The sequence below is a fragment of the Empedobacter sp. UBA3475 genome (genome assembly GCF_002378465.1).
GTDB classification, from domain to species: Bacteria; Bacteroidota; Bacteroidia; order Flavobacteriales; family Weeksellaceae; genus Empedobacter; species Empedobacter falsenii_B.
Map to the genome: position 1 here is coordinate 47,868 of NZ_DFRA01000011.1, position 17,722 is coordinate 65,589.

A 17,722-nucleotide genomic window follows, 5' to 3' on the forward strand; every position below is an offset into this window, starting at 1 on the left:
TACCTTTGCAAATTAAAGTTTAGTACTAAATTTAATGAAAATCATTCGACTTACAAAAGCTTTTACGTTCGAAACTGCACATGCATTGCATGGTTATGACGGAAAGTGTAAAAATATACATGGGCATTCGTACAAATTATTTGTAACTGTGAAAGGAACACCTTCTGAAGACACAACCGATGTGAAACTTGGAATGGTGATGGATTTTGGGGATTTGAAAAAAATTGTGAACAAAGAAATTGTTGATCTTTTTGATCACGCTATTTTATTGAACGAAAATTCACCTCACAAAATATTAGGTGAAAAATTATTAGCAGAAGGACACAATGTTGTTTTTACAGATTATCAACCGTCTGCTGAAAATATGATTTTGTGGATTGTGGATAAAATCAAGCCTCTTTTACCAACGAATATCGATTTGGTTGCTTTGAAATTACACGAAACTGAAAATTCTTATGCAGAATGGTTAGCGGAGGACAACCAATAAACATTCAGTTAGAAGCTGGTAAAAAAGCCTATTTTTCTTCGGATCATCATTTTGGTGCTCCGAATGAAAAAGATAGTTTGGTGCGCGAAAAATTGTTTGTAAAATGGCTTGACGAAATAAAAGACGATTGTGGTGTTTTGTTTTTGATTGGCGATTTATTCGATTTTTGGTTCGAATATAAACACGTTGTTCCGAAAGGATTTGTGCGTATTTTAGGAAAATTAGCCGAAATTTCTGATCGTGGAATTCCTATTTATTTCTTTGTCGGAAACCATGATTTATGGATGAAAGATTATTTGGAAGAACAAATCAATGCGATTGTTTTTCGAGATAAACAGGATTTTATCATCAATGGAAAAGAATTTTTTATTGTTCATGGCGATGGAAAAGGTCCTGGAGATAAAGGTTATAAACGCATGAAAAAGGTCTTTACGAACAAAGTTTGTCAATTTCTTTTTTATCTACTTCACCCGGATTTGGCAATGTGGTTAGGAATTACAGTTTCTCGAAAAAATAAAATGATTTCGGGTGATGAAGATGTTAATTTTTTGGGCGTTGACAACGAATGGTTAATCATGTATAGCCGCAAACAATTGCATCGAAAATACTACGATTATCTAATTTATGGACATCGACATTTACCAATGGAAATTGCTATAGGCAAAGCGCGTCATATCAATCTTGGTGATTGGATTAACTACTTTACTTATGGTATTTTTGATGGAAAAGAATTCGAATTAAAAACTTACCTCCGTAATCAAGGAGAAGAATCTCGGGATTCTATCATAAAAATTATAGATTAGCAAGCAAATCATAAAAACCCAAAGAAATGCCTCTTTTAGCCATTCTATTTTGGGTTTGCTTTCGCTAAAATATCTTGTTAACATCAACATTATGCTAAAACCTAAGAAGGCAAGATAAGCGTCATTATTTCCTCCGTAAAGAATATACGTAATCAGCATTGTTCCAAACATAAAATGCATCAACAAAAAGATTCGTTTCTTTTGCGCTGTCAATTTATTCACATTCTTGAAATGATTGATAATTGAATAAATTAGAATAATTGCAATTGGAACTAAAAACAATTGTTTCCATTCGAAATGAACCATTGTAAACATTAATTGTTCTTTATAAAAATCGAACATAAAGTAATAATCGAGCAGAAAACTAACTTGAGCAACGATTAATATTGGAAGAATAAATCCTAGAAAACCTAGAATAGGAATTTTTGGTTCTACAACTCTTAAAGTCAAGAAATAAGTAAAAACTACAATTCCTAAGAAAATAAGTGGCGGACTTAATAGTATTGCAAAACTCATAAAAACGCCTATATCAAAAGCGTTATATGTATCATTTTTTTCGGACTCAAAATAGAGTAATTGCACTGTTACATAGGTCACAAGCAACAAACTTCCAGCAATTCTATAATCTGATAAACCTGCAATAAAAGGCATTATCCACAAAATATAAGTAAAAGTTGGATAGGATGAAGTCGAAATTAAATCATTTGTATTGTCGATATAACCCACAAAAGCAATCGTCAAAATCGTCAGGACTATGCCTAATTTTTCTAAATTACTCAGATCAATACTGTTAAAATTAGTAACTCCAAGTAACGTAAACAGCACAATGATAAAAATCTGTATAAAAAAATTCCTTTTGTCAAGTAGATTAACCAACATTTTATTAACTTTGATGCAAATTAAGCAATAAACTAGAATATGGGAGTTATAACTGATTTATTTTTTGCGATTGGTGATATTTTCAAATGGACTTTTGAAAATTTATTATCTCCAATTGGTGTTATCTTTGGATGGTTATTTACATTCATCGGATGCGCATTGATGGGATGGTGGTTATATAAAATCGCTAGCTTTGGAACCGAAAATGAAAAGAAATACGAAAGATAATTTATCTTATATTGTATAAAAATATATTTTCGAATTAATTCGAAAAACCTCTTATAAATTTTATAAGAGGTTTTTTTTTGTGAATTATATTGCGTTCTCATCTCCTTTGAAAATCAAAACAACTGTTTGATAAATAATCTGTAAATCTAAAAGAAGTGACCAATTACGTACGTAAAAAATATCTGTTCGTATACGGTCTTCCATATCTTTATCACAATCTATAGCTCCACGATAACCTTTTACTTGTGCTAAACCTGTAATACCTGGTTTGACATAATTTCTAAGATTATATTTTCTTATAATTTCACTGTAATGTATATCTTGTGATATCATGTGTGGCCGTGGACCTACAATAGACATATCTCCGTTCAGTACATTAAAAAATTGCGGCAATTCATCTAAACTTGCTTTACGAAGAAACTTTCCAATTTTTGTAATTCTATTATCGTTAACTACTGTAGCTTTAATGGAATTTGTTCCATCATTACGCATTGTTCTAAATTTATAACAATCAAAGTCTACTCCATTGATTCCTCTTCTTTTTTGTTTAAACAAAATAGGACCTTTCGAATCTAACCTAATTAAAATTGCAATTATCGGAAACAACCAACTCATTATAAAAATTAAAACAAAACAAGAAATGATAACATCAAATAATGATTTGATTAATCTATTTTCCGTTTTTTCTAAAGGAAATTTTTTAAATCTAAAAATTGGTAAAGTATCAATGTATACAACATCTAAACTTACTAATTCCGTGTTCAACGAATAAGGTATATAACTCACTTTTACATGATGATCTTCGCAAAAGTTAACAATACTTTGCTCCTGTAATGATATAGGTAATCCTAATTGAGATATAAATATTTCTTTAACTTTATTTGATAATAAAACTGTTTCTAGTGAATCATTATCAATAATATTATTTGTTTTGATAATTCTATAGCCATAATGTTTTCTATTCTCTATAATCGATTTAAAACGTGGTGTATTACTATTCTCTCCCAAAACAATAACATTCTTTACGTCATTGCCCTTTTGAAAATTATAGCGACTAACCAAAAATACAAGTAATCGTGTAAAGATTAGATAAGCAAATAAAATGAAAACAAAATAAACAATTAACTGATTCGCTAATAGTTCCTCTTTTTTTATTCCAGAAATTGTAAAAATAATCAAACAAAAGAAAAATGTTTGCAACACTATTTTTCGAAGAATTTCTCTAAGAAAAATGACTCTTTTTATAGAATAAAGTTTTACATAATCTGAAATAACAAACCAAGCGAATAATAATAGTAAAATTGCTTTGTAATGAGCGTCGAGTAATTCAGAAAAATAAGGAAGTCTAGCTAACTTAGTATGATAAAAATATTGATATTGATTACAAATAAAAAAAAGTAAACCAAAAAAAATAATCAATGCATCTAAAATATAAAATCCTATTTTTATTGAAAAATTAAATTTATTAAGATTACCCATTATAAAATTTACGTTATACTTTTTTTATTTTTGATTCTACGAAATCTCTCATTTTTTTCTCGAAAACTTCATGAGAAAAACTTAATGCATGATTCCTTATTAAAGTCTGATCAAATTGAAGTTCTTCGAACTCATTTATTGCAAAATTTAAACTTTCTTCAGTTTGTTCATCAAAAAAAACACCTGTTTGTTTATCTATTACAGTTTCCACAACACCTCCTTTCGCAAAAGCAATAACTGGTGTACCACAAGCTTGCGCTTCTAATGGAGCTATTCCAAACCCCTCTATACCAACTTGTATAAAAGCTTTTGCCTTACAGATATATTCGCCTACTAACTTCGACTCTAAAAAACCAAAAAAATGGATATTATCTGAGGTCGATAGCCTTACTAGGTCATCTAACTTTTCTCCATCTCCAATAACTATTAACTTCTTTTTGTTTTGATTAAATGCTTTTATAACAACATCAAATCTTTTTATTGAAGCCATTCTACCTACAATAACGTAATAATCTGACTTATGTTTTACAAGTTCAAAATTTTCGAAATTAACGGGTGGATAAATTACAATAGACTCTCTATTATATGTTTTTTTTACCCATTGTTGAACAAACTTAGAGTTAGAAATTATATAATCAGGTTTCTGAGCTTGTTTAATATCAATTTTTCTAAGAATTAATAATAATGGATAGAATAGATATTTACTTTTACCAAAGTATAGGTCTATTTCGTCCCAGATATAATTTGAATTTCTCGCCTGAAAATAACTTATATGAATTTGGTCTTTTCGAGATTTTGTAACGCCTTTCGCTATAGAATGAGAAGAAGAAATAAAATAATCAACTTCTGGAGAAACTTTCATTCGGTTTATTACCCAAAAGAAAATGAAGTAAAGAAATCTAAATTTATTTTTTAAAATTCTAAGAAAAGTATCGTGAACCTGTATGTTTTTTTGAGGAAAAATTTCCAAAAACTCCTCCTTTTTCATAATATTAGTCAAAGTATACACTTCGTCAAAAAGAAAAATTTGATTAAGCTTTGCGATTACTCTTTCTGCACCTCCGTATTTATCAAGCCAATCAATAATTATAGCTTTTTTCATTTATTATTTTTTAAAGGTTGAAATACTACTAAACAATGAATAAAATAATCCGCTAAAAACAATTCCATCAAATCGAATTAAAAAATCATCCGTTAAATTCGAAATAAAGAACAACGTTCCAAAACAAATAAATAGTGATTTGAAATCGAGTAAATCTAAGCTTTTATAAAACGGAAAAAATATATAAATACAACAAACTATGAAGCCTATAACACCAAATTTTATTGAGAAATCTAAGAATTGATTGTGAACTGGAAATTCGTATTTAGCTAAGAAATGTTGATTTGTCTTTTTATAATAATCAAAAAGTTCTTTTTTACCCATCTCAGCTCCTGTTCCAAAAGGTAAATTTTCTTTTGCGACTTCTACAGATGCTTTCCAAATAGAGACTCTTGTCACCAAAGCATTAAACACTACAATTTCTGGATTTTTAATTTCATCAAGCTTTCCAACTTTATCCATATGTATAAAAGTAACCGAGGAGTATTTCTCGTACATATAGGGATTAAGTTTAACAAAACCTCCTATTATTGCGGCTGTTATCATTAATCCTAAGAATAAACCAATCATTGTTTTCTTTAGTGAATACAAAGAAATAAGTTCTCTAATCAAAATAACAATTACACAAAGAATAACAGCTAATAACGTAATACGAGTATTTACAATTAGCACCAAAGAAAATGAAAGGAAAAATAGAATGATATTAAAAAATATTTTAGAAAATTGTTTATTTACAATTGATTGAATCAAAAAATAAAAATGAACTACACTCAAAAATCCAACCTGTAAATTAAGTAATGGTGCATGCGAGCCTAATGAAATTGCAAATTGATAACCAATTTCTATCAAATCAATTCCATTAATATATTTCGTTATTTTCTCAGGAAAAATTAAAACAAATCTTACTAAAAACCCTAATAATATAACGAGAAACCAGATCCTATATTGATTTAGAATAAAATTGATATTCAAGTTTTTATTCGTTAAAACAAAAATTGGAAAAATAATTAATGTCAATAATTTTTCTACAGATTTGAATCCTCCTGAAATTGTATCATTATTGAAAAAAAACAGTAAACTAATTAATAACGGAGAACTTATGATTAGAATATCTTTAAAATGTTTTTTTTCAATAATGATAAACTTATAATGAAGTAAATTAAACACTAAAAAAAGTATAATAATAGGTGTACAAATACTCCTAAAAACAATTGTACATGCAATTAGTATGATCAATAACTGATTAATTTGATTATACTTTTTTAGAGAAACTATCATAGTAGAAAACGTAATAAAACAATGGTAAAATTCCAATTTTGTGTCTAACTGCTGAACCTAAATCTGGCTCAAAAACACTTTGGATTGCTAGATAAGAAAACAGAAAATAAAATATCCATAATATTCTATTATTCTTTATCGGATCTTTTATGGCCCACGAAAAACGAACTATAAAAATTATTGTAAATAAAATCTGCCAAATAATAAATAGAAAAATTCGAGGTGATAATAAATGCTTATATTCTACAATTGGGAAATTAACTGATAAAAAACTATAAAAAGTATTCACTAACTCTGCTAATAATCCTGTAGGTTCTAATGGAGGAATTATCATAGAGTTTGCATCTTCAGAGCCTTGTCTAACTTCATTTACAGAATTTCTTGCTAAATCAGAAAAAAATTCTCCCTTTGCTAAATAATGTAACGCTGAAAATAGAATTATTACTAATACACTTATTATTATTATTCCGAATGTCCTGTTTGTATACTTTATTTTCGAAATAAAGTATAATAAAATAGATATAACAGGTATTAATGCAAAATAAGACCTGAAGAATATTCCAAATATTATTAATATTAAAAAAGAATATAAAAGTGATAAATCAAACCCTATTTTTTTAGATTGAAATAAGAAAACAATTTGTGAAATAAATAGAAATGTAATAAACTCTTTTGAAGGCATTGAGATAAAAATTCCTATCATCAAAAAAGCTAAGTAAACAATTATATTTTTTATAGTAAGGATATGAAAATCCTTTGGTACACCTATTTTGAATAAAATAATATAATAAAAAAACAACTGAAAAACACCTACTACATTAAAAGGTAATTTACCTAACTGAGTATATTTATAAAAAGACATTGTAAGCGGATAACTTCCTTTGAAACCTGCTTCATTATAATAATCAAAAACAATTGTATTAGCATCTATAAAGAACTTCTGTGGCAATACTTTCTCTCCTATCAATGCGATAAGAATTGACAATAAAAAAAGAAGTATAAATGTTAACTTATTTTTTTGTAGAGTAACTCTCATTTCAATTGATATAAATTTTTATTTTATCCTTTTGGTAAATATATATAACAGCACATAAGTTCCAAAAAAGAATTGTTAAAACATACGTTATAGACGCTCCTATTATTCCAAATTTAGGAATCAAAATTAAATTCAAGGAAAGATTAATTAGCAAAGCAATCAATAGAAAACTACGAAAAACTTTTGGTCTTCCTGTCATATTCAAGTAAGCAGCCGAACTTCCTAAACTTGAAATTAAAATTTGTCCAATAACAAGAATTAATAAAGCTGTTTTCGCTGCAATATATTCTGCTCCAAATATTGGTAAAATGTAATCAGAAAATAAAATAATTATTAAGCCTATTGTTACACTTAACAGAAAAATAAATCGACTCGAATGTCTTAAAACCTTCTTTAACTCGTCTAACTCATTCTTCAAATAAAGTTCAGCTATCTGTGGCGAAAGATTAACATTGATGCTTAAAATTACCATACTCAAAATTGCCATTATTTTTATTCCCAAAGCGTATAAAGCCACATCTGAACTCGAAAAATAGTTTCTCAAAATAATAATATCAATTGTAGAAAATAAATAAACTGCAAAGCTACTTATTCCCATTGGCAAAGAATAATCTATTATTTCGCGATAAGTTATTGATGAATAATTATGTTTTGATTTCGGAATTTTACTCAAAAGGACTAATACAAAAACTGAAGTAATAAGACCTAGAATTACAAAACCTAAAATATAATAAAAGACAATACTTTCCTCTTTTTCACTTCCATATAAAATGATTGCGCCAAAGATAACAGGAAAGAACTTGAATGTATTTCGAAATAATTCAGACCAAACAATTTGGTCAAGAGCTCTCAAAACCTCCGTATTAAAAAGAGTCCAAACATTAAAAAATAAAAACAATATACTATAAGATGTTATTTTATATGAGTTTTCCGAACCAAAAAAAGAATTAATAAAAGTTGAATCAAAAAAAATAAAAAAAATAAGTCCTATTATTAAACAAAAAAGAAAACTTAGAATTGATATTTTATAATACAATTTTTTTAGTTCATAAAATCTTTCTTCGCTTTTCAATCTTCCTGCGAAATATAAAATAGAGATATCTGTGCCGAACAAACAAATACTTCCTGATACGAGTAAAAACATACGAGTAAACTCGTAATCGCCCACCACAGAAGAATCAAAATTTCGATTAAAAAAAATAGTAAAACCAAATAACGTCAATACACCAATTCCTCTTAAAAAAAGTGTGATTAAACCTTGTTTAATTTCCTTGTTTTTGATAATATTTTTGCTCTTTTCAAGCATTTGTAATTTTTGTCTTTTGGTATAGATTATTGTACTTCGCATACAAATATTTGATATAAGACAAAAACAAGTAGAAACCAATCAAAAAAAGTGGTAAAATAACTACCATTTTTTCATATATCTTTTGGTGTATTTTATTGTTAAAAGATGTATTAACAGGATAAATAGTAGATTTATACTCAATTAACTTAGTATTAATATCAACTAATTTTTTCATATAATAATCTTTCATCTCAATTACATTAGATAATTGATCATAACTATTAATATTCAAATCTTTACCAACAACAGAAACACTTCCATTTCCTAAATTTTCTAGAATCTTATTAATTTGTTCAATACTCTTTTCTGCTTGTTGTTTAGCATTAGTTTGATTTTTAATTGCGAAAGCAGACCTTTGTTTATAATATGGTTTAGAATTAATAGTATTTAATAAAAAATCAATGATTTTTTGAGAATTCACCGATGAATTTGTTTTCAACGTGATTAAATGATATTTATAATTCTTTTTAAACTCTTCATTTTTCAAAATTTTAGATAAATCTTGTCCATTTGATGTTAATACTTTAAAAATTTCCAAATTATCCTTATCTGTAAGAATACTATTTATATTTTCTATAGATTCTATTCTTAAATCTACAACATCATTCAAAAAGTCATATTTAGATTTGTTCGAATTTAAGTTCGATTTAAAATTTTCTACTTCTGCATAAAGTAAATCAACACTTTCAAAATTAGGAACAACAACAACTTCTGTTTTAAAATTATTTTTTGATTTTTTATCAAAATAAACCCCAAGAGATATACCTAAAATGAACAAGATAATTACTATTATTTTGTTTCGAATAATAAAGTTGATTAATCGTAGGATTAAAAAACCTATTGATAGAAAAAAACCTTTAATTTTCTTCGCTAAAAAAACCAAATCAATTTCTTGATTATTATTTTCTTGTTGAGTTTCCATAAAATAAATAAGTGTTGTTGTTATAACATTAAAGTTTAGAACGCATTTATTTAACTTTTCTTATATCTCTATCTTCATTTAATTTTTTACTTCATTCAACTAATTTATTCCGTAAATTTGTTCTCATATTTTAATCTAAATTATTTGAACTATGTTCCTCGAAAATACCTTTAATCATAACAAAAAAAGTGGATGGATAGAAGTCATCTGTGGCTCAATGTTTTCTGGTAAAACCGAAGAACTTATACGCCGTCTAAAACGTGCCGAATTTGCCAAACAACGTGTCGAAATCTTCAAACCTACGATAGATACGCGTTATGCGGACCGCGAAGTCGTTTCACACAATCAAAATTCTATTACATCAACGCCAGTTGAGTATTCTTCAGCAATTTTATTATTGGCTGATGATTGCGATGTGGTAGGGATTGATGAAGCACAATTTTTTGATGAAGGAATTGTAGACGTAGCCAATCAATTGGCAAACGAAGGCAAACGCGTTATTGTTGCTGGTTTGGATATGGATTTCAAAGGTCGTCCTTTTGGTCCAATGCCCAATTTAATGGCGACTGCCGAGTATGTAACAAAAGTGCATGCAATCTGCGTTCGTACAGGAAATTTAGCCAATTATTCGCACCGAAAAATTGACAGTGATCGTCTTGTAGAACTTGGCGAAGTACTAGAATATGAACCATTAAGCCGAGTTGCTTTCTGGGAAGAACATAACAAACATAAAGTTGAAAACTTATAATCTAAATCAAATTGCAAGTATCATCAACGGTACTTTGATTGGAAATGGAGACGAAATCATCAATCAAATTTTCTTTGATTCGCGCATGATTGTCAATCCAATTCACGGAATTTTCTTTGCTTTTCACGGAAACCAAAAAGACGGACATTTGTTTTTGCAAGATGCTTATCAAAGAGGAATTCGAAATTTTGTCGTAGAAAAAGCGTTGACAAATTTGCCTCATGCAAATTTTATCGAGGTTGAAAATCCGCTACTTGCTTTGCAAAATTGGGCAAAAATTCATCGCAAACAATTTCATTTTCCTGTGATCGGAATTACCGGTTCCAATGGAAAAACGATTGTCAAAGAGTGGTTGAATCAATTGTTATGGAAAAAATTCTCGATTGTTCGTAGTCCAAAAAGTTACAATTCTCAATTTGGAGCAGCACTTTCTGTTTTGCAAATGGAAGAGAAAAACGATTTGGGTATTTTCGAAGCTGGAATTTCGATGCCAAATGAAATGCAAAATCTCGAAGAAATTATTCAACCAACAATAGGTGTGTTGACAAAAATCGGAGAAGCGCATTTAGAGAATTTTAAAAATCAAGATGAATTGATTCAGGAAAAACTGAAACTATTTTCTCATGTTGATAAATTAGTTTTCAATATCGAAAACGAAAAAGTTCATCAAGCTATTCTTGAAAACGCTCATTTAGCAAAAACAGATAAATATACTTACGGTTACTCCAATTCTGCCACTGTACAGATCAAGCAAATACAAAGTAATCAGACTAATACGCAAATTTCTATTTTACATAATCAACAAGAATTCACCTATTCGATTCCTTTTATCGATGATGCTTCGATTAAAAATAGTTTAATTTGCTTAACGACTTTAATTAGTTTAAATATTGATTATAAACAACTTAAAAACGAATTTAGTCAACTTCTACCAATCGAAATGCGTTTGGAAATTAAAGAAGCGATTAATCATTCAATTTTAATTAATGATACCTTCAATTCTGATCTAAATTCATTAAAAATTGGACTAAATGTGCTAAATCAACAACCGCGCGACAAAAAATCGTTGGTGTTGACGGATATTTTACAAAGTAACTTATCTGACCACGATTTATATCAACAAGCAGCCGATTTAGTCAACCTTTATCATTTTGATGAGATAGTGTTGATCGGAGAAAAAATTTCTCAGTTCAAACATTTATTTGAATCCTATGTTCGTTCATTCAACTCGACTGAAGAATTCTTAGAGCAGTTCAAACATCAACATGTCGACAACGAAGCTATTTTATTAAAAGGTGCTCGTCCGTTCAAATTAGAAAAAATTTCGAATGAATTAGAAACACGTTCCAACGATTCTGTTCTTGAAATTAATTTGCAACACCTGATCGAAAATATAAATGTGTACCGCTCATTGCTAAAATCTACCACAAAATTGATGTGCATGGTGAAAGCGAATAGTTATGGAACAGGAAGTTTTGAGGTAGCAAATACCTTACAAAATAACGGTGTCGATTTCTTAGGCGTGGCGATTGCAGATGAAGGAAAAGAATTGCGCGAGGCTGGAATTACCATTCCAATTATCGTCATGAACCCGGAACAAAGTAGTTACTCTACGGTTATCGATTATCAATTGGAACCAGAGATCTATAGTTTACGTGTTTTGAAATTATTCATTCAGAAACTACAAGAAAAACAAATTTCTTCACCTTATCCAATTCACCTAAAAATGGAAACAGGTATGAATCGTCTTGGTTTTCACGAAGATGATTTCGAAGAATTAATTGCAATTCTAAAAGATAATTCACATGTTTATGTTCGCTCAATTTTCACGCATTTAGCAACTGCCGATATGCCAGAGCAGGAAGATTATGCGAAATATCAATTAGAACGTTTTGATAATAGTTATTCAGTAATTACAACTGCTTTAAACATAAAACCAATCAAACATGCATTAAATTCTCCTGGAATTGTAGCGTATGGAGAACATCAATATGACATGGTTCGTTTAGGAATCGGAATGTATGGCTACTCTGAATATACCGATTTTATGGAGAAATATTTGAAACCTGTTGTGCGTTTCAAAACGGTAATTTCTCAGATTTCAGAGATTGAAAAAGGCGAAACTGTAAGCTATGGTCGTCGTTTTACAGCGGAGCGTCATACCAAAATTGCAACCTTGCCTGTTGGTTATGCAGACGGAATTCGTCGTTCACTTGGTTACGGAAAAGGAAAAGTAGGTATCAACGGGCATTTGGCTACAATTACCGGAACCATTTGTATGGATATGATGATGGTTGATGTTACCGATATTCCATGTAAAGAAGGTGACGAAGTGACTATTTTTGGAAACTCGCCAACTTTAGCTAACGTTACCGAATGGTTAGGAACAATTCCTTATGAAGTCTTAACTTCGGTTTCCCAACGTATAAAACGCGTTTATTACAAAGAATAATTTATTGAAAAGAGTTACTGAATAGTAGCTCTTTTTTTGTAATTTTAAAAAAAATAAATGGATAAAATAATTAGATTAATTGAAGAGTATAATAATTCTGACGATTCTCTGAACAATGAATTCGAATTAGAAATAACATCTGAACAGATTCTTTTTTATTTAAATGATTTTATCTTAAATGAGGATGATTATCCAACAGAAATTTATGATTCATATCCACTTTCTGTTTCACAAATAGAAAAACTAAAGCCTTTTCTAAAACTAAATAAAGCTTTTTCTCCCAACTTTTCGAAGTTTTCATATTATTTAAGTTGTTATGAAAATAATGTAGAATAGTTAAACAATTCTACAACTTAGATTCAAAATTGCTATCTTTATTCCTCAATTTAGATCAATTTATGCGCAGTCTTTTTGCTTTCATTTTCATTATTTCAACCATGACCTTTGCACAAGAAACAAAGAATGATTCAACGCGTCTAAAAGTGGGTGTTGTATTGAGTGGTGGTGGCGCAAAAGGCTATGCACATGTTGGCGCTTTGAAGAAGATTGAAGAAGCGGGAATCAAAATTGATTACATCGGAGGAACAAGTATGGGCGCGATTATCGGTGGATTATATGCCGCTGGATATACACCTGACGAACTCGAGAAAATCATGCATCAATTGGATATTTCTTCATTGATTACGCAAAATAAAGATCGTGCAGAGATTCCTTTTTTCGAGAAAGCATACAAAGAAAAATACATCTTAGAATTACCTTTTGATAAGTTCAAATTAACGATTCCAAATGCCATTTCAAAAGGTCAAGGTCCGCTTGATTTATTGACCTATTTATTGCGTCCAGTTCATGATATTGATGATTTCAATAAACTTCCAACGCCTTTTGTTTGTATTGGAACTGATCTCGAAACTGGAGAAGAAAAAGTCTTTCGTTCAGGATTTTTACCTCGCGTTATTTTGGCTTCGGGCGCTTATCCAACCATGTTAGATCCTGTCACAATTGATGGTAAAATATATGTTGATGGCGGTGTTGTCAACAATTTCCCCGTGAAAGAAGTGAAAGATATGGGTGCTGATATTATTATCGGTGTAGAATTGGGTGATGGTTTACAAAAACGTGATGATCTAAATTCTGCTATTGATATTTTGAGTCAAATTATGACGATGAGTATCGTTAAAAAAACAGATGAACAGAAAAAACTAGTCGATTTATTGATTAAACCGGAGCTAAAAGAATATACAGTTACAAGTTTTGATGAAGTAGATTCTATTTATAATCGCGGACTTGTTGCTTCAGAAAAAGTGTATGATCAACTTAAAGAAATTGCAAAAAAACAGCATGCTTCGAACAGAACTCGAAACGAAATCAAACTTGATGATTATGTTTTGGTCAAAGAAATCGAGGTTGAAGGATTGAAAAATTTCAACACAAATTATATCGAAGGTAAGCTAAGAATTCGTACTCCTGAAATTATAAAATATGATGATTTAAAAGCTGGAATTTCGAAACTATATGCTTCTGGAAACTTCAATAATATCACGTATAAAATCTCAGAAATTAACGATGAAGAAAATTTATTAACGTTAAAAGTTCAAGAAAATAAGACCAAACAATCTATCCGATTTGGATTACATTACGATGATTTATTTAAAACAGGATTACTTTTAAACTTCACTTCAAAGAATTTATTTGTCAAAAACTCGGTGCTTTCTGCTGATGTTGTGGTTGGTGATTATGCGCGATATAACATCAATTTTTTCATTGATAATGGATATCTTCCAAGTATCGGCTTCAACTCTTTTTCACATTATTTTGATAAAGAAATTGATCTAAGAAACTTCTTTGGCCAGGATAATATCTACAAAAAAGTAAATTATAACTTTAGAGAATACATCAATCAAATCTACATTCAATCGACTATCAAAGAAAAATTTGCTATTGGCGTTGGATTAGATCATCAATACACAAAAGTTTTCACGAATAATTTTATTGCTTCTAATGAGGAATTTCCAGCAAAATCCGAAGGTTATTATTGGAAAGCGTATGGATATATCAAAGCAGATAATCGAAATAATGCAAATTTTGCGCGTAGTGGTTTAAAATTTGATGGAAGTTTCAAGTATTTATTTGATTCTAATGTAACTGGGTTTGAAAATAACTATTTGTTAGAATCAAGTTTAGAGGCAAATTTTCCGTTAAATAATTTCCTAAGTTACAGATTTACTGCTAACTTTGGAACCTTTTTCAACGATAATGTAACAATGCCTCAGAAGTTTTATATCGGAGGTTATGTTGAACAAGATTTTTTCAATTACACTAAGTTTTATGGGCTTCCCTTTGGCTCTGCAATTGGCGACAATCAATTGCTTTTTGGCTCTCATATTCAAGCTCGAATTTTGAAAAATCATTACACAAGTCTATTTATGAATATAGCAAATATCACAGATAGATTTGAGCAATTGAGTTTAACAGATTACAAATATCTTGGGTACGGCATTACCTATGGCTACGATAGTCCATTAGGTCCTTTAAATTTTATTTGGAGTTATTCGCCTTACACAAAAAAAGGATTATTTAATTTAAGTTTAGGTTACTGGTTTTAGAACAATGATAGAATTATTTTACGAAACAGATTTTGAGCTAAAAGATGCTCAAACTTGGATAGATTGGATCGTAGAGAGTATGAAGAATGAAAGGAAAACAATAGAAGATTTAAACTATATTTTCTGTGATGATGAATACTTACTTCAAATTAATCGACAATATTTAGAACACGATTATTACACAGATGTTATTGGTTTCGATAATTCTATTGAAGATAAATTGATGGGTGATATTTTTATTAGCGTCGAACGAATCAAAGATAATGCTGAGCAAAATAATGTTTCTTTTGAAAACGAATTAGCTCGCGTTGTTATCCATGGGATATTACATTTTGCTGGTTATATGGACAAAGAACCAGATGACAAAGAATTAATGACTGCTAAAGAAAATCAATATTTAGAAACGTTTAGTAGCTATCTAAATCAATAATGTTCCACGTGGAACATTTATTATTTTAACAAGAAAAATAAGTTTACAAATCAAATGATATTTCAATCAGAATATGATGTAATTGTAGTTGGTGGTGGTCACGCAGGTGCAGAAGCAACAGCGGCAGCAGCCAATTTAGGAGCAAAAACGCTTCTTGTTACAATGAACTTACAAACAATCGGACAAATGTCTTGTAATCCTGCTATGGGTGGAATTGCGAAAGGGCAAATTGTTCGCGAGATTGACGCTTTAGGCGGATACTCAGGTATTATTACCGACAAAACTGCGATTCAATTCAAAATGTTGAATCAATCAAAAGGTCCAGCGATGTGGTCGCCACGTGCGCAATCAGACCGTATGCGTTTTGCAGAAGAATGGCGTTTATCTTTAGAGAGAACAGAGAATGTTGACTTCTTTCAAGATATGGTAAAAAATTTAATCATCGAAAATGGTAAAGTTTGCGGAGTAATTACAGCCATGGGAATGAAAATTCGTTCTAAGTCTGTTGTACTTACAAATGGTACTTTTTTGAATGGTTTAATTCATATTGGAGAAAAACAATTTGGAGGTGGACGCATGGGAGAATCTGCTGCTTTCGGAATTACGGAACAATTAGTTGATTTAGGTTTCGAAGCTGGACGAATGAAAACAGGAACTCCTCCACGTGTAGATGGTCGTTCTATCGATTATACGAAAATGGTTGAGCAACCAGGTGATGAAAATCCTTCAAAATTCTCATATACAAATACACAAAAAATAACGAAACAACGTTCTTGTTGGATTACTTATACCAATCAAGAAGTTCATGATTTATTGCGTGAAGGCTTTGATCGTTCTCCAATGTTTAACGGAACAATTAAATCGACAGGACCAAGATATTGTCCATCTATCGAAGATAAAATTAATCGTTTTGCAGACAAAGATCGTCATCAGATTTTTGCTGAACCGGAAGGTTGGCACACGATGGAATTCTACATAAATGGATTCTCAACATCTTTGCCAGATGATATTCAAGCAAGAGCTTTACGTTCTGTTCCTGGTTTTGAAAATGCAAAAATTTTACGTCCAGGTTACGCCATCGAATACGATTATTTTCCACCAACACAGTTAAAACATACGCTAGAAACTAAGTTAATTGATAACTTATATTGCGCTGGTCAAATTAACGGAACAACAGGTTATGAAGAAGCTGCTTCTCAAGGTTTGATGGCGGGTATAAATGCTGTGTTAAAAATTCAAGGAAAAGATCCATTTATCTTAAATCGTAACGAAGCTTATATAGGAGTTTTAATCGACGATTTGATTACAAAAGGTACAGAAGAACCTTATCGTATGTTTACGTCTCGTGCAGAATATCGTATCTTATTGAGACAAGATAATGCGGATGAACGTTTGACAAGAAAAAGTTTTGAACTTGGTTTAGCTTCAGAAGATCGTTTGAGAAGAATGGAAGAAAAATTTGACAAAGCTGAAAAACTTGTTAATTATTTCGAAGAAAATTCCATCAAGCCACAAGAAATAAATGATGTAATTGAAGAGCGCGAAGGAACACCTTTGAAACAACCAAACAAAATGATTTCGGTTATTTCTCGTCCTGAGTTAAAACTTTCTGATTTTACGAAATTAGATCGTGTAAAAGAATTTATTGAAACAAATGAATACGATCAAGAAGAATTAGAACAAACAGAAATTCAGATCAAATACAAAGGTTATATTAAGAAAGAACAACAGAATGCAGATAAATTGCATCGTTTGGAAAATCTAAAAATTCCGGCTGACATCGATTATCATGTCTTTGGTTCGATGTCGATAGAAGCTCGTCAAAAATTAACAAAAATAAAACCTGCAACGGTAGCACAAGCATCAAGAATTAGTGGTGTATCACCAGCAGATATTAGTGTATTATTAATTTACATGGGAAGATAAT

Annotated in this window: 16 protein-coding genes; 9 read left to right on the plus strand and 7 right to left on the minus strand. The window is 30.0% G+C overall.

Translation table 11 applies throughout. The annotated features are described in order from the left end of the window. The first annotated feature begins 34 nt into the window (after window positions 1-34). Both queD and B3I31_RS03385 read left to right on the plus strand, forming a co-directional pair. Window positions 35-487, plus strand: a complete 453-nt coding sequence (gene queD, locus B3I31_RS03380; RefSeq protein ID WP_280050831.1) for a 6-carboxytetrahydropterin synthase QueD — start codon at window positions 35-37, stop codon at window positions 485-487. After that, on the plus strand, window positions 463-1,290 hold the full coding sequence (locus tag B3I31_RS03385) for a UDP-2,3-diacylglucosamine diphosphatase (protein WP_291059859.1): 828 nt from the start codon (window positions 463-465) through the stop codon (window positions 1,288-1,290). The genes queD and B3I31_RS03385 overlap by 25 nt, the downstream gene beginning before the upstream one ends. On the opposite strand, the gene B3I31_RS03390 is transcribed toward B3I31_RS03385, so the two are convergent. Next, entirely contained in the window at window positions 1,225-2,169 is a 945-nt protein-coding gene (locus B3I31_RS03390) for a DUF6427 family protein (RefSeq protein WP_291087589.1), read from the minus strand. The genes B3I31_RS03385 and B3I31_RS03390 overlap by 66 nt on opposite strands. A 39-nt stretch (window positions 2,170-2,208) precedes the next feature. Here B3I31_RS03390 and B3I31_RS03395 point away from each other — a divergent pair, with 39 nt between their 5' ends. Continuing rightward, window positions 2,209-2,397, plus strand: coding sequence for a hypothetical protein (locus B3I31_RS03395; RefSeq protein ID WP_291051333.1), 189 nt, complete (start codon window positions 2,209-2,211; stop codon window positions 2,395-2,397). 84 nt (window positions 2,398-2,481) lie between these two features. Here B3I31_RS03395 and B3I31_RS03400 read toward each other — a convergent pair whose 3' ends face one another. From B3I31_RS03400 to B3I31_RS03425, 6 genes are all read right to left on the minus strand, one after another. Beyond that, entirely contained in the window at window positions 2,482-3,876 is a 1,395-nt protein-coding gene (locus B3I31_RS03400; RefSeq protein ID WP_291087592.1) for an exopolysaccharide biosynthesis polyprenyl glycosylphosphotransferase, read from the minus strand. Between the two features lie 13 nt (window positions 3,877-3,889). Then, complete coding sequence (locus B3I31_RS03405) at window positions 3,890-4,978, minus strand: glycosyltransferase (RefSeq protein WP_286495683.1); 1,089 nt, start codon at window positions 4,976-4,978, stop codon at window positions 3,890-3,892. Between the two features lie 3 nt (window positions 4,979-4,981). Then, window positions 4,982-6,145 (minus strand): O-antigen ligase family protein, encoded by a 1,164-nt coding sequence (locus B3I31_RS03410; RefSeq protein WP_291059856.1) that lies wholly within the window; start codon window positions 6,143-6,145, stop codon window positions 4,982-4,984. Window positions 6,146-6,230: 85 nt separating this feature from the next. Beyond that, window positions 6,231-7,292, minus strand: coding sequence for a hypothetical protein (locus B3I31_RS03415; RefSeq protein WP_280035024.1), 1,062 nt, complete (start codon window positions 7,290-7,292; stop codon window positions 6,231-6,233). Window position 7,293: 1 nt separating this feature from the next. Next, a complete protein-coding gene (locus B3I31_RS03420; RefSeq protein WP_312068455.1) occupies window positions 7,294-8,640 on the minus strand; it encodes an MATE family efflux transporter in 1,347 nt (448 codons plus the stop codon). Then, window positions 8,591-9,562 carry a hypothetical protein gene (locus B3I31_RS03425; protein WP_125349122.1) on the minus strand — a complete coding sequence of 324 codons (972 nt, stop codon included), beginning with the start codon at window positions 9,560-9,562 and terminating at the stop codon, window positions 8,591-8,593. The genes B3I31_RS03420 and B3I31_RS03425 overlap by 50 nt, the downstream gene beginning before the upstream one ends. Before the next feature lie 151 nt (window positions 9,563-9,713). Here B3I31_RS03425 and B3I31_RS03430 point away from each other — a divergent pair, with 151 nt between their 5' ends. The 6 genes from B3I31_RS03430 (at window position 9,714) to mnmG (ending at window position 17,721) form a co-directional block, all read left to right on the plus strand. After that, entirely contained in the window at window positions 9,714-10,310 is a 597-nt protein-coding gene (locus B3I31_RS03430; RefSeq protein WP_038336222.1) for a thymidine kinase, read from the plus strand. Then, entirely contained in the window at window positions 10,297-12,762 is a 2,466-nt protein-coding gene (locus B3I31_RS03435) for a bifunctional UDP-N-acetylmuramoyl-tripeptide:D-alanyl-D-alanine ligase/alanine racemase (RefSeq protein ID WP_291047376.1), read from the plus strand. Before B3I31_RS03430 ends, B3I31_RS03435 begins: the two co-directional genes overlap by 14 nt. A gap of 57 nt (window positions 12,763-12,819) precedes the next feature. Beyond that, window positions 12,820-13,098 carry a DUF7683 domain-containing protein gene (locus tag B3I31_RS03440; protein ID WP_221854021.1) on the plus strand — a complete coding sequence of 93 codons (279 nt, stop codon included), beginning with the start codon at window positions 12,820-12,822 and terminating at the stop codon, window positions 13,096-13,098. 62 nt (window positions 13,099-13,160) lie between these two features. After that, window positions 13,161-15,365: a patatin-like phospholipase family protein gene (locus tag B3I31_RS03445; RefSeq protein ID WP_291059853.1), complete on the plus strand. Its 2,205-nt coding sequence runs from the start codon at window positions 13,161-13,163 to the stop codon at window positions 15,363-15,365. Window positions 15,366-15,369: 4 nt separating this feature from the next. After that, window positions 15,370-15,795, plus strand: a complete 426-nt coding sequence (ybeY, locus tag B3I31_RS03450; protein ID WP_219034096.1) for an rRNA maturation RNase YbeY — start codon at window positions 15,370-15,372, stop codon at window positions 15,793-15,795. A gap of 54 nt (window positions 15,796-15,849) precedes the next feature. Further along, entirely contained in the window at window positions 15,850-17,721 is a 1,872-nt protein-coding gene (gene mnmG, locus B3I31_RS03455) for a tRNA uridine-5-carboxymethylaminomethyl(34) synthesis enzyme MnmG (RefSeq protein WP_291087595.1), read from the plus strand. The last annotated feature ends 1 nt before the right edge of the window (window position 17,722 follow it).